This is a genomic window from Desulfovibrio sp. An276 (genome assembly GCF_002159665.1).
GTDB classification, from domain to species: domain Bacteria; phylum Desulfobacterota; class Desulfovibrionia; order Desulfovibrionales; family Desulfovibrionaceae; genus Desulfovibrio; species Desulfovibrio faecigallinarum.
The window spans coordinates 1-21,158 of the sequence record NZ_NFJC01000038.1; the positions used below are offsets into that span (position 1 = coordinate 1).

Annotated in this window: 17 protein-coding genes; 11 read left to right on the forward strand and 6 right to left on the reverse strand. The window is 56.9% G+C overall.

Features of this window, described 5'->3' with window-relative positions; genetic code table 11:
* From B5F76_RS12250 to B5F76_RS12265, 4 genes are all read left to right on the forward strand, one after another.
* Positions 1-271: transposase (locus tag B5F76_RS12250; protein WP_144268480.1), on the forward strand; the 271-nt coding region annotated here is incomplete at its 5' end.
* Between the two features lie 114 nt (positions 272-385).
* Complete coding sequence (locus B5F76_RS12255; protein WP_087354990.1) at positions 386-1,075, forward strand: MotA/TolQ/ExbB proton channel family protein; 690 nt, start codon at positions 386-388, stop codon at positions 1,073-1,075.
* 3 nt (positions 1,076-1,078) lie between these two features.
* On the forward strand, positions 1,079-1,573 hold the full coding sequence (gene tolR, locus B5F76_RS12260) for a protein TolR (protein WP_087354992.1): 495 nt from the start codon (positions 1,079-1,081) through the stop codon (positions 1,571-1,573).
* 1 nt (position 1,574) lies between these two features.
* On the forward strand, positions 1,575-2,267 hold the full coding sequence (locus B5F76_RS12265) for an energy transducer TonB (protein WP_087354994.1): 693 nt from the start codon (positions 1,575-1,577) through the stop codon (positions 2,265-2,267).
* Positions 2,268-2,342: 75 nt separating this feature from the next.
* Here B5F76_RS12265 and B5F76_RS12270 read toward each other — a convergent pair whose 3' ends face one another.
* The 5 genes from B5F76_RS12270 to B5F76_RS14965 all read right to left on the reverse strand — a co-directional run bounded on the left by B5F76_RS12270 (position 2,343) and on the right by B5F76_RS14965 (position 6,266).
* A complete protein-coding gene (locus B5F76_RS12270; RefSeq protein WP_204218406.1) occupies positions 2,343-2,516 on the reverse strand; it encodes a hypothetical protein in 174 nt (57 codons plus the stop codon).
* Positions 2,517-2,707: 191 nt separating this feature from the next.
* Complete coding sequence (locus B5F76_RS12275; protein WP_087354997.1) at positions 2,708-3,826, reverse strand: 4-hydroxybutyrate dehydrogenase; 1,119 nt, start codon at positions 3,824-3,826, stop codon at positions 2,708-2,710.
* Between the two features lie 41 nt (positions 3,827-3,867).
* Complete coding sequence (locus tag B5F76_RS12280; RefSeq protein WP_162608833.1) at positions 3,868-4,710, reverse strand: amidohydrolase family protein; 843 nt, start codon at positions 4,708-4,710, stop codon at positions 3,868-3,870.
* On the reverse strand, positions 4,707-5,882 hold the full coding sequence (locus B5F76_RS12285) for an MFS transporter (protein WP_162608834.1): 1,176 nt from the start codon (positions 5,880-5,882) through the stop codon (positions 4,707-4,709). Before B5F76_RS12285 ends, B5F76_RS12280 begins: the two co-directional genes overlap by 4 nt.
* A 153-nt stretch (positions 5,883-6,035) precedes the next feature.
* Positions 6,036-6,266 carry a hypothetical protein gene (locus tag B5F76_RS14965; protein ID WP_162608835.1) on the reverse strand — a complete coding sequence of 77 codons (231 nt, stop codon included), beginning with the start codon at positions 6,264-6,266 and terminating at the stop codon, positions 6,036-6,038.
* On the opposite strand from B5F76_RS14965, the gene B5F76_RS12290 reads away from it, so the two are divergent.
* The 7 genes from B5F76_RS12290 to B5F76_RS12325 all read left to right on the forward strand — a co-directional run bounded on the left by B5F76_RS12290 (position 6,265) and on the right by B5F76_RS12325 (position 19,180).
* On the forward strand, positions 6,265-8,154 hold the full coding sequence (locus B5F76_RS12290; protein ID WP_162608836.1) for a sigma 54-interacting transcriptional regulator: 1,890 nt from the start codon (positions 6,265-6,267) through the stop codon (positions 8,152-8,154). The two genes, B5F76_RS14965 and B5F76_RS12290, sit on opposite strands and share 2 nt — an antisense overlap.
* A complete protein-coding gene (locus B5F76_RS12295) occupies positions 8,151-9,137 on the forward strand; it encodes a glycyl-radical enzyme activating protein (protein WP_087355004.1) in 987 nt (328 codons plus the stop codon). The genes B5F76_RS12290 and B5F76_RS12295 overlap by 4 nt, the downstream gene beginning before the upstream one ends.
* Positions 9,134-11,848, forward strand: coding sequence for a pyruvate formate lyase family protein (locus B5F76_RS12300; RefSeq protein ID WP_087355006.1), 2,715 nt, complete (start codon positions 9,134-9,136; stop codon positions 11,846-11,848). The genes B5F76_RS12295 and B5F76_RS12300 overlap by 4 nt, the downstream gene beginning before the upstream one ends.
* 576 nt (positions 11,849-12,424) lie before the next feature.
* Positions 12,425-14,071, forward strand: coding sequence for an amidohydrolase (locus tag B5F76_RS12310; RefSeq protein WP_087355011.1), 1,647 nt, complete (start codon positions 12,425-12,427; stop codon positions 14,069-14,071).
* A gap of 54 nt (positions 14,072-14,125) precedes the next feature.
* Positions 14,126-15,568: an MFS transporter gene (locus B5F76_RS12315; RefSeq protein WP_087355013.1), complete on the forward strand. Its 1,443-nt coding sequence runs from the start codon at positions 14,126-14,128 to the stop codon at positions 15,566-15,568.
* Between the two features lie 102 nt (positions 15,569-15,670).
* Entirely contained in the window at positions 15,671-18,163 is a 2,493-nt protein-coding gene (gene hpsG, locus B5F76_RS12320) for a (2S)-3-sulfopropanediol dehydratase (RefSeq protein ID WP_087355015.1), read from the forward strand.
* A gap of 90 nt (positions 18,164-18,253) precedes the next feature.
* Positions 18,254-19,180, forward strand: coding sequence for a glycyl-radical enzyme activating protein (locus tag B5F76_RS12325; protein ID WP_204218407.1), 927 nt, complete (start codon positions 18,254-18,256; stop codon positions 19,178-19,180).
* A gap of 110 nt (positions 19,181-19,290) precedes the next feature.
* On the opposite strand, the gene B5F76_RS12330 is transcribed toward B5F76_RS12325, so the two are convergent.
* Positions 19,291-21,033 (reverse strand): AAA family ATPase, encoded by a 1,743-nt coding sequence (locus B5F76_RS12330; protein ID WP_087355019.1) that lies wholly within the window; start codon positions 21,031-21,033, stop codon positions 19,291-19,293.
* Positions 21,034-21,158 lie beyond the last annotated feature (125 nt).

Sequence of the window (21,158 nt, forward strand, 5' to 3'; positions counted from 1 at the left end):
GTATGTCCTGGCCGACAAGGGGTACGACTCGGATGCCATTGTTGAATACGTGCTCAGCCAGAACGCAATCCCGGTTATACCGCCCAGAAGCAACCGTAAAGTTCAAAGAGATTATGACAAATATCTCTATAAGTTACGTCACCTGGTGGAAAACTATTTTCAAAAAGCTAAAAGATGGCGTGGCCTTGCAACACGATATGTGAAGACCACTCTGTCATTCTCCTCTTATTTCCATATTTTCAATACGTTAATGTGGGCGAAGGTTGTGTAGTAGGTACTCCTGCTGGAACACTCCCATGAATTTGTCAACACGACCTAACACGTTTTGCTTGTCGTTTTAGAAAATGAAAACCAAATTCTTTTTCTTTTCAAGGAGAAAAGAAGCATGGATACCCTGATACATGCTGTACTGCAGGCCACGATTGTCTCCAAATGTGTCCTTGTTCTGCTTTTGTTCATGTCACTTGCCAGCTGGGCATTCATGTTCGCCAAGCACCTGGCCCTCAGGTCCGCCAAGGTACGTGTGCTTTCCGGACTGCACGGAGCGGAACGGGCACAGGAGCTCAGGGACATCCTGCGTCTTGTAGCCAGGGATTCCTCTTCTCCCCTGTACAATATTACCAGTGGAGCCATAGACGAATTCAACCGTCTGAGCAGGACAGGTGACATTGAGCGTCTTGCCAGCGAAAACGTGCGCAGAGCCCTGCACTTTGGCATAGCCGGAGAAATTGCCAGGCTGAAATCCTCGCTGGCGCTCCTTGCCACAGCAGCCAATACGGCGCCCTTCATAGGGCTTTTCGGAACGGTGTGGGGTATCATGCAATCCTTCACGGCCATTGCCCAGATGAAAAGCGTTTCCCTTGCCACTGTTGCCCCGGGCATAGCAGAAGCCCTTGTTGCCACAGCGGTAGGCCTTTTCGTGGCTATCCCTGCTGTGTGCGGCTACAACGTCTTCAGGGCCAGGCTTTCCGAAATCGAGGGGCTTTGTATCAACTACGGGGGACATCTGCTCAATCGCCTGCAGCAGGAAAGCAACCGTCATCCCGAAGGCCTGAACTTTGCGCAGGGGGAATAGGCCATGGCAGCTTCCGATGACGATTTTGTTGCCGACATCAATGTCACTCCCTTTGTCGATGTCATGCTTGTGCTTTTGGTCATCTTCATGGTGACCGCGCCCATGATGACCGAAGGCCTGGATGTTGCCCTCCCTAAGGTGGAAAGCTCCGAGGTTTTGCCAACCGAAGACGATCACGCCATCCTTACCATCAAGGCCGAAGGAGTGCTCTATCTCGACGAATACGAAACCGGCCTGGATGACCTTGTGAGCGTTGTGACAGCGCAGGTCAAGGAACAGGGCAAGCAGCTCTTTGTGCGGGCAGACAAGTCCGTACCCTACGGGATTGTCATGAGCGTCATGGACAGGCTGCGTGGAGCAGGCATCACGGATGTGGGTCTTGTCACCACCTCGGCCTTTGACGCGGATGAGGAGGAACCATCTCCCTCGACAAGGCCTGCAGCAGGGCAGTCCGCAACTCAGGCTGTACAGACGACAACGGCCGGGGCAGGAGAGTGACATGGCGCTCTCAAGATGCACTCAGGCCATTATCTTTTCTGTGGCCGTGCATGGCATGATTTTTGGCGGCAGCATGCTCATGGCCCGCGAAGAGGTCAGACAGACCGAGCGTGTCTACCGCGTGGCCCTGGCGGATTTTGCCCAGCCGGTCAGGCAACAGCCGCCTGTTCCGCCCGCTCCTGAACCGCCAAAACCGGAAACGCCACCGCCACCCGAACCGCCGAAGCCCATGCCCCCAAAGCCTGAACCTCAAAAACCGGAGCCAGTGAGGGAGCAAGTCAGGAAAATCAGCCCCAAAAAAAGCAACAGGAAGCCTGCCAAACCCCGGCCTGTACAACCTGCACCGCAGCCGACTCCCCCTGTGGCCGCAGGCCCCCAGGCCCGCACCATTGGCGGCTTGAGTGCGTACGACTGTGACAAGCTCGATCAAAGGCCAGGCATTACCAAAAGGGTCATGCCCGAATATCCGACCAGGGCCAGGCGCATGAACGTGGAAGGCCAGGTCATGGTGCAGGTTGTGGTGGACAAGCAGGGCATGCCCCGCAATGGCCAGATTGTGCGCGCAACGCCCAGCGGCTATTTCGAAGATGCGGCCCTCAAGGCTGTCCGACGCATGCGCTTTACTCCCGGCAGGCTCAAGGGACAGGTTGTGAACACTGTTGTCATGATCCCCTTTGCCTTCAGGCTGCGATAGCTTGCCGCTGTGCAAACCCTGTCCCCCGAATGGCGATGGGACAAACTGCAGCTCAGGGGGAAAAGGCAAGGCCCATCAGCGCTTAAGCTCCCTGAGGGCTTCCTCCACATCGGTATAGCGCTTCACAGAAGGGTCTCTTGCCATGCGTTCAGCCTCCAGCATGGCGGCAATGGTATCCCTGTTGGGCAGTTCCTGCCTTTCTGAAAGCTCTCCGTGTGTTTTGCATGGGGCTTTGCCGTCACTGTCCATGCCAATTTGGGATTTTGCCCTGTTCTCCATCGGTTCTTGCTCCTGTCTGCCTGCAAAATCTCTCTTTACCGATTTGCTGCGCCTGCACAATATGCACCCCTTGCGTCGCGGAATCAATGCAAAATGCGCCCTGCCCCTTCCAATCACGGAAGAGACAGGGCGCATTCTGTCCCGGACGGGTACCAAACAGCTCAGAGCCTTGCTGCGTATATGGTCTCTATCTCGCCTTTGGAAAGGGGCACATAGTTGTTGCCCAAAAGTCTCTGCTGGGTGGCAAGGACATTGCTCGCAAAATGAGCCACATCCTCCTGCGTCATGCCGTACTCGTGCAGACGCTTGAGCGACAGGATATTGGAGAGCAGATCGCCAAGGGCCTCTATGGCCATATCCTCAGTGCATTCAAGGATGGAGGCAAGGATTGCCTGCAATTCCTGAAGCCTGCCACTGACACCCTTCTTCTGGTACATTTTCAATACTTCAACGAAGACGGAGTAGTTCGCCTCCCCATGGGGCACATGGTAGGTGCCGCCCAGGGGGTAGCTTAGCGCATGCACGGCAGCGCAGCCGGCTGTGCCAAAGGCAAGGCCAGCGAAATTGCTTGCAAGAAGGAAGTCCTGGAGGAGATTCTGGCGGGCCTCCTTCCCCTCCCTGGCCATGGTCTTGTAGCCCTGCAAAATCATTTCCATGGCTCTTTTGCTGAAGAGGCGAGTGAAGGCAGTGGATTTGGGAGAGAGCCAGGATTCGACAGCGTGCACAAGGGCGTCAATGGAACTTGTGGCAAAGACCCCGTAGGGGAGCTTCGAGAGGAGTTCGGGCACAAGCACAGCCTTCTTCGCAAACATGGCAGGGGACACAAGGCCCATCTTGGTGCCAAGGCTTGTCCTGTTCAGGATGGAGATGCTTGTGACCTCGCTTCCTGTGCCACAGGTGGTGGGCAGGATCACAAGCTCGCAGTGCGCGGAGAGATTTCCCATGTCCGCGTAGAGGTCGTCCACCCTCTTGCCTGGGCCTGCCACAGCCAGAACCTTGGCAATGTCTATGACAGTGCCTCCGCCCATGGCAAAGAGCCTGCGGCAGGGCAGGTTTTCCATGGTTTCGAGAATGGCGTTCACCATCACGTCCGTGGGCTCGCCGCTGCCGTACTCTTCCTGGTAGATGCGGCGGGCTGGCAGATCCATGTCCCCGAAGAAGGGCTCATAGATGTATTTGTTGGTCAGGATGATGTCCTCTGGGCCTGGTTTGAAGACCTCTGCGAACTCCCTGCAGGTGGCAAGGGAATGGATTTCCGGTTTGCACTGTATCTCAAGCATTGGATATTCCTCGTTTTGCAGGCTGATTTCCGGCCATTCCCTTACAGAAGTCCTTCAAGGCCAAGGAGGCGTGCGCCGTTTTCGTAGTAGAGCTTGCGGCGGCATTCTTCCGTGAAATCGATCTTCTCGTAGTTTTTGACAGCCTTTGCGACCTCCACAAAGGGATTGGCGCTGGCAAAGACGACCTTGTCCGTGATGTACTCGTTGGCAGCGCGGATGTACTGATCACCCATGAGCTTTTTTTCGCAGGTGGAGATGTCCATGTAGACATTGGTGTGGCGCAGGACAAGGGAGATGGTCTCAAGCACCCAGGGGTAGCCCCCGTGGCTTAAGATAATCTTCAGTTCCGGAAAGTCCGTTGCCACCTGATCCACGTGGGCCGGGTTGGTGGACTCAAGCACAACCTTGGGCATGTAGGGAGAAAGGCCTGCAGTCATGATGACGGGAATGTCGAATTCGCAGCACATGGCGTAGAGAGGATAGAATTTGGCATCGCTCACAGCGCAGTGCGCCATGGCTGCGTCGATGGCAGCACCGCGTATGCCTTCCTCTGTCACGGCTTTTCTGAATCTGCGCACTGCCTGCATGCCCTTGTGGGGATCGTAGGCCCAAAAGCCGATGAAAAGGTCTGGGTCCCTTGCCATGCATTCAAGAACGCTCTCGTTGGTAGAACCTATGGTGTAGGTGGACTCTATGTCCCTGCCGGAGACAACGGCCTTCACAACATCGAGGCTGCGCAGCTCCGTTACGCATTCGTCAAGGCTCTTTTCAGGGCGCGTGCAAAAGTCCGTTCTCTTGATGTACTCCGCGTACACGGGGTTTTTGATGACGCTGTCGAGAGATGCTCTGGTGCTTGGACGGTAGCGGAAATCTATGATTTTCATATGTTTTTCTTCTCTAGGGAAAGATGTATGTGCTTCTGGGCAAGGCCCAGGGCAAGGAAGAAGACAAGAAGGAGCGTGCACACGTACATGCCTATGCCGAAGTTCGAGTAGACAAGTATGGGAAGCCATGTGCCGAGTGCGCTCAAGGAATAGTAGACGGAGAGGTAGACGCTGTTTGTCATGTTCTTGGGGGAGAGGCTTACGCGATTCACCACTCCGGGAAGGGTTGTGTAGACAAGGACAAAGCCGGCAGTCATGAAGAAGATGGAGATAAAGAGAGCAAGGGGTGTATCAAAGAGGAGAAAGAGCACACTGCCGATGAAGATGAAAACGCCCATTCGTATGGTTTGCATTTCGCCGTGCAGAACTTTCAGGACACGCTTTGAGAAAACGCCAAGCATGGTGCAGACAAAGGCCGGCGCGTAGAGAAGCCCTGTTATGAAGGTACCTGCATCGGGAAGCAGTTCGCGAAGATGGAAGGGCGCCATGTTGAGGACTGATGCGTGGGCGAAGATGCACAAGGGGCCTATGCTCATGAGTGCCAGAAGATGCGGCTGGCGCACGACCTTGAGGACGTGTTTGGGCGAGAAGATGTCGCGCTGCAGGGTCGGACTCTCGGGCAGGCGACACACGAAGGGCAGTGTCGTGAGCAAAAGGACAGCGTGCACGACAAGGACAGCATCAAGGTCAAGGGCGTTTGCCACAAGGCCCGAGCCTATGCGGCCACCGAAGGCACCGAACATCGTGACCGTTGTGTAGACGGTCATGGTGCGCTGCATTTTCTCCGCGCTTTCGAAGGTGGCTATATGGGTCATGACGCCAAGGACTATGGCGGGAATCATGAGTGCTGCGAGGGCCCTTAAACCAAGAAAGACCGCAAAGGAGGTGGCGAAAAGCGAAACAAGGATGCTTGCAGCGCAAAGAGAGGTGCTTGCGACAATCAGGGTGCGCGTTGTGCAAAGGTTCAGGATGTAGCCGTAGCACACGGGAGCAAGGCCCAGGGGGAGGATGCCCAGGGTCATGATGAGGCTTGCAGCCTGATTGCTCACATGGAAGGCCTGCCCGAAGGCAGGCAGAAGCGGCTGCAGCCCGTACAGGACCACATAGGCAGCAAACACGGTCCACAAGAGGACCAGGAATTCACCCTTTTTCAGAATAAGGTCATTTGTCATACGCGTACCTCCGGGCCATGCGCCGATCATACGCCGGTCACGTGCCGGCCATGCGCCTGAAAGTCCTCAAGCAAGAACAGTGCCGCAAAGGGCAAGTTTGAAGGAAAATGTTGGCAACCACACTGAATCAATGGCAAAGTTTTGACGTTGTGCTCATGACAATCCATCCTGTGCGCCACCCGTCCTTTCCCTGCGACTCAAGGGGTATTTGCAATTATGCATTGCATATTTGCAATAAAAAATTTTTTCCTGCGGGCTAGGCAAACATTGTTCTTTTGCAGTATACAGTTTTGCAATACAGACCATGCAAAGGGCCATGCGAGCCTGCTTTTCAGCCAGCACCCTTTCCACACCAAAGCCAGCCTTTTTTTCGGGATATGCCATGAGTTCCGATGTCCTGCACCTGTCCCCACAGCAGCTTGTGCCGCTCATGCCCGTTCTGGACGCCCTGAACGACGGCATGCTCATAGTCGATGCAAGCGGCAGCGTCATTGCCGTCAACAAGGCCATGCGCCGCCTCTACCATGGCGGCGAGGTCCCCTACCCCGGCTACCCCCTCTCGGACTTCAACGCCGCGGACTGGGTCGAGGCCAAGAGGGTCCTGACTTCAGGCAAGCCCCTTTTGGGCCAGATCATGCATCTGCCTGCAGCAACGGTCGTGGCAAGCCATTTGCCCATTGTGCACCAGGGCACTGTCACTGGTGTTGTCTGTGCCATGCAGGAAATAGCCTCCCTGGACGACATTGTGCACAAGCTTCAGGCCTACAGGGAACTGGACGCCCAGCTGAACGGCCTTCTGGAGGCTTTGCCCCAGGGGGTCATAGTCTGTGACGCAAAGGAACACATCCTGCGCGCCAACACGGCCGGCTGCAGACTGTGCGGCAGGGAATACGGGGTTGTACAGGGCGGAAGCCTTGAGGATCTTTCCGCAGATTTCAAGGAACTGGCCGAAGGAATGCGCGCTTGCCTTTCCTCTGGGCTCCCTTCGCAAAGCCTTGTCCGCCACGGGGAACAGAGCCTCTTTCTCTGGATTGTCCCCATCCTTGGCGAGAGCAAGAGCCCGGACCTTGTCGCAGCCACTCTCGTGGAACTCGACAGATTCGACGCCTTGCGCGTGCAACTGGAGGCGCCCGAAAGGCCGGCCGAAGAACAGGTGGCAGGCATAGACGACGGTGATATGGTGCAGAGCGTCGCAGCCGAGGTCGGCATGGTGGTGCGCAGTGCAAGCATACGTCGCGTGGTCTCCCGTGCCATCAAGGTGAGCCAGACCGACAGTTCGGTCCTCTTGCAGGGGGAATCCGGCACTGGCAAGAGCATGCTTGCCTCCATCATCCACAAACTCTCGCCGCGCAAGAACGCGCCCTTCGTGTCCATCAACTGCGGCGCCATCCCCGAACAGCTCATGGAAAGCGAGCTCTTCGGCTACGAGCGGGGCGCCTTCACAGGCGCAAGCCCCAAGGGCAAGACAGGCCTTCTCGAGGCAGCCCAGGGCGGAACAGTCTTCTTTGACGAGATAGGCGAACTCCCTCTAACCATGCAGGTAAAGCTGCTGGAAGTGCTGGACCGCCACGCCTTTTTGCGCATAGGCGGCATAAAGCCGGTGGCAGTGGATGTGCGTATCGTGGCAGCGACCAACAGAAACCTGGAAGAGGAAGTGGAAAAAGGCAGCTTTCGCAGGGATCTTTTCTACAGGCTCAACGTCATCCCCATCCACATTCCCCCCTTGCGCGAGCGAAAGGAAGACATCTACGCCCTGGCTTTAAGCATGCTGGACAGGCACAATGCCCAAAACCACTGCCACAAGCGCCTTTCCCCCGAGGTCATAGACCTTCTGCTCTCGCACCCCTTTCCGGGCAACGCCAGGGAGCTCAGCAACATCATGGAATGGATGCTGGTCATGTCCGAAGGCTCCCTCCTGCGCCCCGAAGACTTGCCGCTTTCCATGCGTACGTGTCAGGAAAGTGCGCCTGCAGGGGAAGGGGAAGCATCCGCTCCCCTTGGGGTCTATCAGCCTGGTACCCCCTTGAAGGACATTCTCTTTTCCGTGGAGGAGGCCTGTTTGCGCGAGGCCCTTGCCTCCTCTTCCACCATGAACGAGGCTGCACAGTCCCTGGGCATGCATCCGACAACTCTATGGCGCAAGCTTGTGCAGCACAACATGGGTCAGGAAGAAAAAATACAGGCTGACTGCACCGAAGCGAAAAGCTGTGCAACCGGTGCGAGAACCGGTGCGAACAAGACCCGCAAGGGTCGGGAGGCCAGGGGCAAATGAGCAGGAAGAACGAATCAAGACCCCTGCAGTCGGTCAGGGACACGGTCCTTGTCTCTGCCATCCAGAGGGGGTCCATCAAGGACGGTCCGGGCCTGCGCACTGTCGTCTATCTGAAGGGCTGCCCTTTGCGCTGCCCCTGGTGCTACAATGCGGAAAGCCTGCACTTTCAAAGGGAGCTGCGCTTTGTGCCGGAGTTTTGCCTGGGTATTTCCTCTTGCGGGCGCTGCCTTGAGGCCTGCCCGGAAAAGACAATAGTCGCAGCAAGGGACAGGAAAACAATACTTGTCTTGCGCGATGCCTGCCGTGTCTGTCCTTCCTGCAGTTCGGCCTGCCCCTCCCAGGCCCTGACGCTTGTGGGCACATACATGACAGCAGAGCAGATAGTCGACGAGGCTGTGCTCGACAGGGCCTTTTACGCGACGTCCGGCGGAGGGATAACCTTGAGCGGCGGAGAGCCATTGGTGCGCCCTGCCCTTGCAGCAGCCATAGTCCGTCTTGCAAAAAAAAGGGGCCTGCACACGGCCATAGACACCTGCGGCTGGTTCGACATGGACGATCCCGAGGCGCGGGAAGCGCTTGCAAACAGCGATCTGCTTCTTTTCGATTTGAAGCACATGGAAAGTGCCAAACACAAGGCCTGCACGCGCATGGACAATGCCCGCATTCTGGAAAACCTTGACCGCATTGCCCGCGAGTTCCCCAATCTTCCCATTTGGATACGCACACCCATTGTGCGCGGCTTCAACGACAGCGAGCAGGAGGTGCTGGCACTTGCAAGGCACGCTGCCCAGTACCCCAATGTTCAGCGCCACGAGCTCTTGCCCTGCCTCGACATTGGCGAGGACAAGTACGCACAGTTTGGCATGGCGCGGCCACAGTTCGCGAGCATTGGCCCGGATCCTGAACAGCTTGCAAGACTGCAGGCGCTGGTCGCACAGTGCAGGAACGAGATGCGCATGGACGAGGGAGGGAGCAGAGGATGAGCGCACTGTATACCCCAAGAGAGCGCACAGCCCGCATTCTTGCACGGTTTGCAGGCAAGAACCCGCGCATGAGTGTGGAAAGGGCAAGGTATTTTACACAGTATTTTCGCAGCCACGACCACATGCCCATGACCTTGCGCTGGGCAGGGGCCATGTGCCACGTCATGGCAAACATCGAGGTGGACATCCAGCCGGACGAGCTCATCGTGGGCAGGGTTGGCCCCAGGGGCAGGTATGGCCTTTTCTATCCCGAACTTGAGGGCGCCTACTTTGCCACTGTGGAGAAAAACCGCATGCAGAGTGCGGATCTGCCCCACGAAATCTCCGAGGAAGACCGCAGGGTCATCATGGAGGAACTCCTTCCCTACTGGTACGGCAGGACCTTCAGGGAAAGCCTTGCCAATGCCGTGCCCAATGATGTGCGCGAGCTTCTCTACAGGGATGGAGACATGTATGTGCCCTCCTTCATCATCCACGAGACAGCCACGGTGCGCCATTCGCTGCAGTGGGTCATGGATTTCGAAAAGGTCTTGCAGCGCGGCTTCAGGGGCATATACGACGAGGCGGCAAGGCGCCTTGACTCGCTCGACATCAACGATCCCGAAAACAACTGGGACAAGGCCCCCTTCTATAAGGCGGTCATGAAACTGTGTCTTGGCATACGCGACTTTGCGGGACGCTACGCTGACCTTGCCCAAAAGATGGCTGAAAAATGCCAGGAAGAGGAAAGAAAAAAGGAGCTATTGACCATAGCGTCCAACTGCGCCCGCGTGCCCTGGCTGCCTGCCCGAACCTTTCACGAGGCTTTGCAGTCCTTGTGGTTTGTGCAGCTTGTCTCGCATATCGAGGAGCTGCACGGCGGCATCATGAGCATTGGCCGCATGGATCAGTACCTTCTGCCCTTTTACGAACAAGACTGTGCAAGGGGCCTTGTCGACGAGGAAAGGGCCCTTGAGCTTCTGGATTGCCTGTGGCTCAACATGGCGCAATACGTGCGCGTCCAGCCCACGGCAGCAGGCATACAGATCTACGAGGGGCACGCCCACTGGGAGCACACAACCATTGGGGGACAGCTCAAGGACGGGAGTGATGCCACCAACGCCATGTCCTGGCTGCTCTTGCGTTCAAGACGGGAATTTCCCCTGGACTATCCCGATTTGAGCCTGCGCGTTCACAAAGGAACACCGCAGGACTTTCTCCTTGCAGTGTGCGAGGCCATTCGGGAAGGCCGTGGCCCCAAGCTCATGAACGACGAGGAGATCATTGACCTCTTTTTGCGCAAGGGTGCCAACTTGACCGAAGCCCGCGACTACGCGGGGTCCGGCAGCAGCGAGGTGCGCCTGCCAAACCGTACCACCTATCTCACTGGCACCACCTGGTTCAATCTGGCAGCGGTGCTGGAAATGACCCTTTACAACGGCCACTGCAGCATGGAGGGAAAAAGGCCCCTGGGCCTTGCCACAGGGGATCCAGCCTCCTTTGCAACCTATGAGGAGCTGGAAAAGGCCTTTTTCGCACAGCTCGCCAATATACTGAAACAGGTTCTCATACAGCAGTACATAGCGGACACATTGCGGCCAAGCCACCTTGCAGCCCCCCTTGTCTCCTGCCTGCACGATCTGTGCATGGATGAGGGCCGCGACATAAGCGAGGGCCGCATCAAAAACGCCCTGATTCTTGGCGGGCAGATAGGGCCTACGGGCTTTGCCACTGTGGTCGATTCCCTGGCAGCCATCCGCCTTCTGGTCTATGAAAAGAAGAGCCTTGCCATGCCACGCCTCATCTCGGCTTTGAAAAGCAACTTCGAGGAGCACGCACTCGAGCGCCAGTTTTGCCTGACTGCCCCGAAGTTTGGCAACGGCGACCCACAAGTGGACGACATAGCAAAACGCCTTGAAGCCTTTATGGTGGATTTTTGTGCAAAACACGTGAACTACTATGGAGGATTGCCGGAAATCTTCTTTGTGCCTGTCACAACCCATCGCGCTATGGGCTCCGTGACAGGTGCCACCCCGGACGGACGCAGGGCTGGCGATGCCCTTTCCTCGGGCATATCGCCTGGAAGCGGCAATGCCAGAAAGGGGCCCACTGCAATCCTGCAGTCCGTGGCCTTTTGCAAGGCAGAACACGGCCTTGCGCGCGCGGCCCGCATGCTTGAGATTACCCTCCCCCCGCTTGCGACAGCAGGCGAGGACGGCCTTGTCAACATGGCAGCCTTCATCCGCACCTGGAGCAGACAGAAGCACTGGCAGCTTGTCATACACATGGACAACAGGCTGAATATCCTTGCTGCGCGCAATGACAGGCGCAAGTACTACGCGCAGGTGATGCCCTTTGCGGGCTTTACCCCGCTCCCCACACCCTGGCGCAAGCAAACCCAGGATCTGCTCCTTGAAAGCCCGAATACGGGAGATCGGTTGGAAGAAAGACCAAGCCCTGTGGAAGCCCCGCAACCTGTGTCCAAAGCGACACAAAAGAAGGCTTTGTCTGCAAGCGGCATGGACCAGGAAGCAGGGGAAGGCAGTACGAACAGGCAGGCTTTGGAGGATAGTGTAGGCAAGGCAAGCCCCGTGACTGAAGCTGCGGCAAAAAAGGCTGGCGCAACAGACACAGACGGAAAAAGCTCCGTTGCGCCTGTGCAGCACGCAAGGCGCTCGCGGCTCCCGAGGGGCCGCGGTACAAGGGCCGGCACAAGGCCCAGACGTGTCTAAGGCAAGGCCCTGGCGACAAAAAGGGACGTGTTTTCTCCTCGAAGAGAAAATGCGTCCCTTTTTGTCTCAAGGCAGCGCTTGTGACACTTTTCGCTTTTTCTGCATCCTTGCAAGAGAGCAATGCGGGAAGGAAACGACTGAAACCCCTGCTGCAAACTGGGGGCGTTTTCTGTCAACACATTGATAGAACGTGCAAAAATGCTCCCCCAAAGAGCCAGTGTCCTTGCAGCCCGGAACAGGGCAAGGGGTAATTGCAAAAATGCAATAGAAATATACAACTATTTTAAATTGTTTATTAAATTTTGCATATTGCTTGTTTTGCTGCAATATTGCAATAGAAGCAGCCCGCGGACAAGCGGTATTCCTGCAATTCTGCAATGCAAACGGATTTACAATGCTGTATTCCGCAGAGAATAAACTTTATCTTATTGAAATCAAAAGGAAATATGTTTTGTGGCACGGAGATTGCAATTTTCTTCACACAATCTTCACATGCACCCAAAGCACTCAATCCAAACACAGTCAATCGGGATCAATCTATCCGGAACATTTCTATTCCCACTCAGGAGTTAGCCCATGTCGCATACCACGGTCACCATCCTGTACGAAGGAACCATCCTCACCATGGACAGTTCCTGCCCCACGGTCGAGGCCCTGGCCTTTGCCGATGGCCGCATCCTTGCCACAGGATCCCTTGCGGATGTCACCCGCGCCGCAGGCGCAGCCGAGAAGAAGTTTGTCTCCCTGGAAGGCAAAACCCTTCTGCCTGGCTTTATTGATGGCCACAGCCACTTCTGCAGTGGCGGCATGAACCGTCTCTTTGCTGCAGACTGCTGTGTCAGGAACATGGACGAGCTCAAGGCCTCCCTGACCCGCAAGCTGAACGAAAAGCGTCCCTCCGAATGGCTCATAGGTCACAGCTTCGACGAAAAGGGCATGGAAGAGCAGTGCTATCCCACAAAGGCTCTTCTGGACGAGGTCTCGAAGGACGTCCCCATCTTCTTCCGCCATGTGACAGGCCACACAGGCATTGCCAACTCGAAGGCCCTTGAAATAGCCGGCATCACCCGCGATACCCCGGCCCCTGCAGGTGGCATCATTGGTCATGACGCAAACGGCGAGCCCAACGGCATCCTCGAAGGCATCCCGGCCCAGACACTTGTCCGCAGCCACATCCCCGGCTACACCCTGGACGAGATGCGCGAGGCCCTTGCCGAAGACTGCGCACGCTACGCATCATGCGGAATAACCACAGCCCAGGGCGGTCCTGCCTTCTCTCCCATGGACACAGAACTGGGCCACAAGGTCACGGAACTTGTCCTCGACTGCGCACGTGACGGCACGCTCACCATCCGCACTGTCCTTTTCATCCGCGCAAACAGGCTGGAAAACCTTGCCCCCTACCCGAACCACGTGCCAGGCACCGATTTGAGCGGCAATGGCAAGGTCATCATGGGCGCAGCAAAGCTCTGGGCAGACGGCGACCCCAGGGGCCACACGGGCTACTTCCTTGAACCCTATCCCTTTGTGGATCCCGCAAAGGGCCCGGACTACCGCGGCGAGTACCTCTACACTGTGGACGAGCTTGTGGAAAAGCTCCTCCCCATCCACACCATGGGCTGGCAGATAGCCATACACGCCAACGGCGACGGCGGCATCGAGACCGTTGTCCAGGCCTACGAGCGTTTGCAGCAGCTGCACCCCCTGCCAAATGCCCGCCACCTTGTCATCCACTGCCAGTACCCGAGCTACACGCAGCTTCAGCGCATGAAGGCTGCCCACGCCTACCCCTGCTTCTTCATAAGCCCCCTCTACCACTGGGCGGAAATCCACGCTGGCTACGTCGGCAAGAAGCGCGTTGACCGCTTCTGCCCCTGCCACGACGCAGACGAGATAGGCCTTCCCTACAATCTGCACACGGATGCACCCATCACCCCCGTAGACCCCCTAACCCAGGTCTGCACTGCAGTCACAAGGACAAGCAGGAAGGGCAATCTCTATGGGCCAGACCAGCGTGTGAGCGTCCTCTCAGGCCTAAAGGCAGTCACCTGCCACGCGGCCTTCCTGAACTTCGAAGAACACGTGAAGGGCACCCTCACCCCCGGCAAGCTGGCAGACATGGTCGTTCTCGACGAAAACCCGCTCGAAGTCGTCCCCTCCCACATCAAGGACATCGCGGTTTTGCGCACCATCGTGGGTGGTGAGACCGTCTATATGAAGTAGGCACGCCAATTTTTGCATGCAAAGCCCCATTTCTCGCATACACTGGAGAATCTCATGAATACCCAGCTCATCCAGCAGGAAGCCAACTGCCTCTCCCGCTTTGACAGACTCCCTGTCAAGAACGAGATGCTGAAAATCATCGCAGTCCTCGCGGCAGTCAGCGTTGTGGAGGCCTTCGACCTCGGCCTCATAGGCCAGACAGTGCTTATCCTGAAGCAAATCTGGAACCTCGGCCCCGCAGAGACCGGCCTTCTTGCCACCTGCTCGACCATTGGCGTTGTCATAGGCACCTTTGCCTGCGGTTTTCTCTCCGACCGCTTTGGCCGCAAGCGCGTCCTCTTCTGGGCAGTCTTCATCTTCACCATCTTTACCTTTGCAGGGCCGCTTTTCGACAACCTCTACTGGGTGGTTGCCCTGCGCTTTTTAAGCGGCCTTGGCTCTGGCGCAGTCTTCCCAATCCCCTACCTCTACATCTCCGAACTTGTGGGCGCAAAGCACCGCGGCGTGACCTTTGCCTACTGCAACTCCATCCTGGTGCTCTCCTACGTTCTGCCCTCCTCCTTCGGTGCCTGGGCCATGGCAAACTTCCCGCTTGAGATAGCCTGGAAGCTGCCCTTCCTGGTTGGTGGCCTGCCCATCGTGATGCTCTACTTCATCCACAAGTACATGCCCGAATCCCCCCGCTGGCTTCTGCGCCACAACAGGCATTCCGAGGCCGTGGCCCTTGTGGAACACCTTGAGAGCAGCATGAACATTGCCCACGATCCCGACTACGTGGATCCCGCAATCCTCGCAGCAGTGAAGGAATCCCGCTCCGAGTCCAAGCCCAGGGCCCACTGGACCATGCTCTTCAAGCCTCCGTACCTTTCCCGCACCATCGTTTCCTACACAATGTTCTCGGCAGCCCTGGTCTTCTGGTACGTTGTCATGGTCTACGCTCCCACCATCCTCACTGCCAAGGGCTTCCAGATGTCCAGTTCGGTGCTCATGGGCGGCCTCATGATGGCCATTGGCGCCATAGCAGGCATGGTCTGCGGACATCTGATTGAAAAGTACGGTCGCAAGCCCATGTACATCCTCTTTGCCCTGCTCACCGCAGCGGCAAGCATAGGCCTCACCCTGGTGGAAAGCCTCGAAAGCTGGCTTGTCATCGGCACAATCCTGGCCTTCTGCGGCAACGCCCTCTTCTCCATCTGCAAGCTCTACATAGCCGAGCAGTATCCCACCGAACTGCGTGGCACAGGCGCAGGCCTTGGCGAAGCCACCTCCCGCATCTGCGGCGGTGTCCTCGCAGCCTACTTCATCGCCTTCCTCATCGCCTCCGGCAACCAGCACGCAGTCTTCTGGTTCCTGGCCATCTGCTACTTCATCTCCACAGCCCTTCTGGCCATCTGGGGTCAGGAAACCATGGGCAAGAGCGTTGACACCACGGGAAGCACGGCTGCCACAAGCGAGAGCGCTTCCCCTGCAAGCCCCGTGACTGCCGAAAACTGCTAGTCTGAAATCTCTCTCCTTTAGGGCGGAAGGGACAGAAAGCCTTTCCGCCCCTCACAAAGAAGCAAAAAAATAAAGATCATACACTATCGGAGGAATTTTCCCATGATGTGCGACTGCACCCTTTCCGAACAGGAACAGCTCATTCTCGACGGCATTGCCGGCAAGCCCAATCCCTACGCCGAAAAGCATCCCCGCCTCTATCGCCTTGTGGCAGCCTTTGAGGGCAAAAAGCCCCACATCGACGTGGAAAGAGCCCTGCTCTTCACTGAATCCATGCGCGAGACCGAAGGCGAGCTCCTTGTCCTTCGCTGGGCAAAGGCTCTGAAGCACATTGGCGAGAACATGACCGTCTACATCGACGACGATCAGCTCCTTGCCGGACGCTGCGGCAAGCAGGGTTCGAGGTACGGCATCCTCTATCCCGAACTCGACGGCGACTACCAGGCAGCTGCCCTGAAGGAACTTCCCGGCCACGAGGCCTCCCCCTTCATCGTCAGCGCCGAAGACGCCAAGGCAGTGGAAGACGTCATCACCCCCTACTGGAAGGACAAGACCTTCCACCAGGATCTGAACAAGAGGATGGATCCAGCCTCCCACCGCATAGCCTACGCGGACGAGGGCGGCTACATCTCAAGGTACATCTGCTGCGAGACCGCCTCCAACCGTTCGAGCCTGCAGTGGTGCCTGGACTGGGAGCGCCTCTTCAAGATGGGCTTCAAGGGTATTAAGGAAGAAGCCGAAGCAAAGCTTGCAGCCCTCGATCCCGACAATCCCCTGGATCAGAGCGAAAAGCGCCCCTACCTCGAAGCCATTGTCACCCTTTGCGAAGGCATAGTCATCTGGGCGCACCGCCACGCAAACCTTGCCAGGGAAAAGGCAGCGAAGGAAGAAAATCCCCAGCGCAAGGCAGAGCTTCTCGCCATTGCCGCCAACTGCGACTGGGTTCCGGAAAACCCGCCCCGTACCTTCTACGAGGCCATTCAGGCCCACTGGCTCACCCAGGCCTTTGCAAGGCTTGAGCAGAAGATCAGCTCCAATCCCACCAACGGCCGCATGGACCAGATTTTCTGGCCCTACTACCAGAAGGATCTGGCCGAAGGCCGCATAGACGAGGAAAAGGCCATCGAACTTTTCCAGTGCATGTGGGCCAGCATGGCACAGTGCCTGGATCTTGCCATCACCCCCTACAACAAGGCCACCCACGAGGGCTATTCCCACTGGGAAGCCGTGACCATTGGCGGACAGACCCGCGACGGCCGTGATGCCACAAACGACCTCTCCTACATCATCCTGCGCTCCAAGCGCGAGTGCCCCCTGCACTATCCCGATCTCGCTGCCCGCGTGCACAGCAGATCTCCCGAACGCTTCCTCACCGCAGTGGCAGAGACCATCAAGCAGGGCTGCGGCTATCCCAAGCTTCTGAACGACGACGAAATCATTCCCCTGCACCTTGCCAAGGGCGCTCCCATGGAGGACATCCTGGACTACGCAGCCTCCGGTTGCGCAGAAATCCGCATGCCCAGGGTGGACACCTACACGAGCGGCCACGCCCAGATGAACTTCGGCGCAGCTGTTGAGCTTGTTCTCTACAACGGTCGCATGAAGAAGTTTGGCAACGAGCTGCTCACAGTGGAGACCGGCGATGTGCGCACCTTCAAGACCTGGGAAGAGTTCTGGAACGCCTACGCCATCCAGCAGAACTACCTTATGCGCCACGCCTTCATGCAGCAGTACCACATCATCAAGACAAGGGCCCAGCACTTTGCAACGCCCTTGTCCGATTCCCTGCACGTGCTTGCCATGAAGGAATGTGTTGACCTGCATCAGGACCACCACTACGAAGGCGGTCTTGACCTTGGCTTCTTCGAATGCCTTGGCTACAGCACTGCCATCGACTCCCTCTCCGCAGTGAAGAAGCTGGTCTTCGAGGACAAGAAGCTCACAATGCAGGAACTTCTGGACGCCCTTGCCTGCGACTTCGAGGGCAAGGAAGACGTGCGCCGCATGCTGCAGAGCGCTCCCTGCTACGGCAACAACGACGATTTCGCGGACAGCATCGGCCTTGCCATAGACAAGCTGGCAGAGGATTTCAGCAAGAAGTACTCCCCCTCCCTTGGCATAAAGTGCGATTTCCGCATGGTGCCCTTCACCTCCCACGTGCCCTTCGGCCGCGTGGTGTCCGCAACCCCCAACGGTCGCAAGGCCTGGACGCCGCTCTCCGACGGTTCCTCCGCCTCCCACGGCGCTGACATCAACGGTCCCACGGCAGTGCTTCTCTCCAACTTCAACACCAAGAACTACAACATGTTCCAACGCGCTGCCCGCCTTCTGAACATTAAGTTCACCCCCAGCTGCCTTGCCGGCAAGGAAGGCACACGCAAGCTCGTCAGCTTCATCCGCACCTTTGTGGACTTAAGGCTGTGGCACGTGCAGTTCAACGTCATCAACAGGCAGACCCTCATCAACGCCCAGAAGGATCCCCAGAAGTACCGCGGCCTCATAGTCCGCATCGCAGGCTACAGCGCCTACTTCACGGAACTCTCCAAGGATCTGCAGGACGACCTCATTGCCCGTACCCAGCACGAGCAGGTGTAGTTTTCCATTCTGACTCCTGACCTCCGGGCCATGGGATGCCATCGGTATCCCATGGCCCAACGTTCCGAGCCCTGTCTCAAGGAAGCCCAAATGTCTGAGCAAACAAGCGGCACAGTCTTCAACATACAGCACTATTCGGTCCACGACGGTCCGGGCATACGCACCCTGATCTTCCTCAAGGGCTGTCCCCTGCGCTGCCTGTGGTGCAGCAATCCGGAATCCCAGACAAGGCTTTCGCAGCTGGCCTACAACGCGACCAAATGCGTGGGCTGCGCCCGCTGCGTGGCAGCCTGTCCCCAAAAGGCCCTTGAGCTTGGCGAGGACGGCATACACATCGACCGCAAGCTCTGCCCGCCCTCCTGTCGCATCTGCAGCGAGACCTGTCCCGGACAGGCGCTGACACACTACGGAAAGCCCATGACCGTGAAGGAGGTCCTGGACAAGGTGGAGGCGGACGAGCCCTTCTACGCCAGATCCGGTGGCGGGCTTACTTTAAGCGGCGGCGAACCCCTCATGCAGGCGGAGTTCACGCTTGCCATCCTGGAAGCAGCCGAGCACAGGGCCATCCATACTGCCATGGAAAGCTGCGGCCAGGCAGACGAGGAGACCATTCTCGCAATCTGCGCAAAACTGGACTACCTGCTTTTCGACATAAAGCACCTGGACAGCGATGCCCACAGGAAGGCCACCGGTGTTGGCAACGAGCGCATCCTGCGCAATCTCGAGGCTGTGCGCTCCGCCTACCCGCGCCTGCCCATACATCTGCGCACACCCATCATTCCCGGCATCAACGACGACGAGAATCTGATCCGCCGCATACTCTCCCTGGCCCAGTCCCTGGATGCGGTCAATTACGAAATTTTGCCCTACCACCGCATGGGCGAACAGAAGTATCACTACCTTGGCAGGCAATACCTGTACGAGGGGCCGGAACAGGTGGATCCGCAAAAGCTCGAAAGGCTACAGTCCCTCGTTGTGTCCGTCTATCCCAATGCTCTTGCGACGCAAAAGGGGTAGTCCTGCCAGAAAACGCACATCCGCAAAAACAAAAAAACAGGCAATGGAGCCCAGGGTACGGGACTCTGTTGCCTGTTTTGCGTTTGCTGGTGAAGTCTTTCGACAAAGGCTTACACGTCCGAGGGGGCCTTTGCCACAAGGGCCCTTGCTGTGCAGCCCCATTTGCTCACGGCTACGCTCCAGTGCAAAACTGTTCGGATGGCCGGTTTGGCGAGAAGCCGGGCATCAAAGCGATTTGTTGCGATATGCCGAAGGCCCTCATCGGCAAGATGTTCAAGGTCGTCCGTGTACCTGGTCGCGCGTCTCACTTCCAGGATGAAGGCCTTGTCCCTGTCGGTGACCTGGATGTCGAAGACATCCTTGCCTGCATCGAGATGAACACAGCTCTTGCGAAAGCTGGCAAGAAGGCAGCCCAGCAGAAGAGCAAGACAGCAGTTTTCCCGCAAGGGCCTCTCTGCCCCGCTGTTGTCGTCTGCAGTATCCGGTTCCTTCGTGCCTCTGCCTTGCTGAATCTCCTCCAAAACCCTGACAAGGTCTGTAGCATCCCCCTTCCAGAGGGCGGAGCAGAGCTCATTGTGCTGTTCAACACTCACTGTGGCCTGAAACCAGCTTACAAGCATGTCGGCAAGGATGGTGTGCATTTCCCTGTTGGGAATGACAAGGCCTGTTCCGTCGTACTCAGGTTTTCCGGAACACAGCTTGAGCTTTCCTTTCGAGGCGCGTGTGAGACACCCTGACTGATAGAGCATAGCCCACACAAAGCTGAACGACGGATCACGGTATTCGGGGTTTGGGAACCTATCTGCCTGTCGCACAAGGCAGCCGCCGCACAAAAGGACAGCCAGATCCTCCGCAATGTTCGGGGCGTTTGCCGGGATGAATCTTTTGGCAAGGGCGCTTTTCGAACTGCGCGTCCAGTAGGGCCTGGGAGATGCTGCGGGATTGTCCAAAAGGGCGTTCACATGGTTCAGAACGCTCGAGGGGCAGTACATTTCCTGCTTCCCGCCGAAGAGATAGCCGCCATACCATGCCCTGATGGTCCGTTTCTTGCGAAGAAGGCCTGTTGCAGCCAGAAGATTGTCCACATCGGCTTTGGTGAAACCAATGGTGTCCGCAAACCTGAAATTTGCAAGAGTGTAGCTTTTTACAAGGAGGTCACTGGCAACGTGTGGAGGTCTGTTCAGGCAGCAGGTGAGAAGCCCGAATTTCAGGTTGCCCCAAACAGTACTCAGGCAATGGGAGAGAAATCTCCGCATGAAGGATGCCATCTGCTCAAGGTATCCGTTGCTCTTTGCCGGGGCGAGGGGATAGTTGTAGTCATCGATCAAAACTATGACCCGCCTCTGGTAATGACAGTACAGGGCGCGTGTCAGGACACTCAGGGAATGCTTGAGCGCGAAACAGTCGGCACTGCCGTGAATGAGCCTTTCGAGCTCCTTTTTGTAGCGATCACTGACCCCTTCGCTTTCGATAAGGTACTTGTGGCACGCAACAACGTGGCCGATCTGTCTTTGTACCGCCTGCAGGGCGTCATCAAAGGTCTTCCCCTCGACCTCCCTAAGGCTTAAGAAAATCACCGGGTATTGATTCATCCACTCTTTGCACAGTTCCCTGTTGGTGGACACTGCAAGGCCTTCAAAAAGAGCGCGGCTGTCTTTTGTGATGTCCAGAAACTCCGTCATCATGGACAAAAGCAGCGTCTTTCCAAAGCGCCTTGGACGAGCAAGGATGTTCACGTCCGCACGTGAGCCAAGAAAAAAGTCTTCAAGAAAGCCCGTCTTGTCTGCGTAATAGAGGTTTCCCTCACGTATTTTGGCAAAGGATGGCGTATGCCTGGCAGGAACATCTTTCATATCGCATTTTCCTTCAACGTATCATGACAACAAATTGTGACAACATATCTGCCTGACTGTACAGAACAGTTTTCTCTTGCGTACAAGGAATCAGCCGGTGGAAATATGCTGCTATTGGCAGATGC

What these genes read in the sequence shown, in the direction of transcription:
- B5F76_RS12290 (WP_162608836.1), top strand. Translation starts at nt 6,265, where the DNA reads ATGAGTTCCGATGTCCTGCACCTGTCCCCACAGCAGCTTGTGCCGCTC.
- B5F76_RS12275 (WP_087354997.1), bottom strand. Translation starts at nt 3,826, where the DNA reads ATGCTTGAGATACAGTGCAAACCGGAAATCCATTCCCTTGCCACCTGC.
- B5F76_RS12270 (WP_204218406.1), bottom strand. Translation starts at nt 2,516, where the DNA reads ATGGACAGTGACGGCAAAGCCCCATGCAAAACACACGGAGAGCTTTCA.
- B5F76_RS12280 (WP_162608833.1), bottom strand. Translation starts at nt 4,710, where the DNA reads ATGAAAATCATAGATTTCCGCTACCGTCCAAGCACCAGAGCATCTCTC.
- B5F76_RS12330 (WP_087355019.1), bottom strand. Translation starts at nt 21,033, where the DNA reads ATGAAAGATGTTCCTGCCAGGCATACGCCATCCTTTGCCAAAATACGT.
- hpsG (WP_087355015.1), top strand. Translation starts at nt 15,671, where the DNA reads ATGATGTGCGACTGCACCCTTTCCGAACAGGAACAGCTCATTCTCGAC.
- B5F76_RS12325 (WP_204218407.1), top strand. Translation starts at nt 18,254, where the DNA reads ATGTCTGAGCAAACAAGCGGCACAGTCTTCAACATACAGCACTATTCG.
- tolR (WP_087354992.1), top strand. Translation starts at nt 1,079, where the DNA reads ATGGCAGCTTCCGATGACGATTTTGTTGCCGACATCAATGTCACTCCC.
- B5F76_RS14965 (WP_162608835.1), bottom strand. Translation starts at nt 6,266, where the DNA reads ATGGCATATCCCGAAAAAAAGGCTGGCTTTGGTGTGGAAAGGGTGCTG.
- B5F76_RS12295 (WP_087355004.1), top strand. Translation starts at nt 8,151, where the DNA reads ATGAGCAGGAAGAACGAATCAAGACCCCTGCAGTCGGTCAGGGACACG.
- B5F76_RS12315 (WP_087355013.1), top strand. Translation starts at nt 14,126, where the DNA reads ATGAATACCCAGCTCATCCAGCAGGAAGCCAACTGCCTCTCCCGCTTT.
- B5F76_RS12265 (WP_087354994.1), top strand. Translation starts at nt 1,575, where the DNA reads ATGGCGCTCTCAAGATGCACTCAGGCCATTATCTTTTCTGTGGCCGTG.
- B5F76_RS12255 (WP_087354990.1), top strand. Translation starts at nt 386, where the DNA reads ATGGATACCCTGATACATGCTGTACTGCAGGCCACGATTGTCTCCAAA.
- B5F76_RS12300 (WP_087355006.1), top strand. Translation starts at nt 9,134, where the DNA reads ATGAGCGCACTGTATACCCCAAGAGAGCGCACAGCCCGCATTCTTGCA.
- B5F76_RS12310 (WP_087355011.1), top strand. Translation starts at nt 12,425, where the DNA reads ATGTCGCATACCACGGTCACCATCCTGTACGAAGGAACCATCCTCACC.
- B5F76_RS12285 (WP_162608834.1), bottom strand. Translation starts at nt 5,882, where the DNA reads ATGACAAATGACCTTATTCTGAAAAAGGGTGAATTCCTGGTCCTCTTG.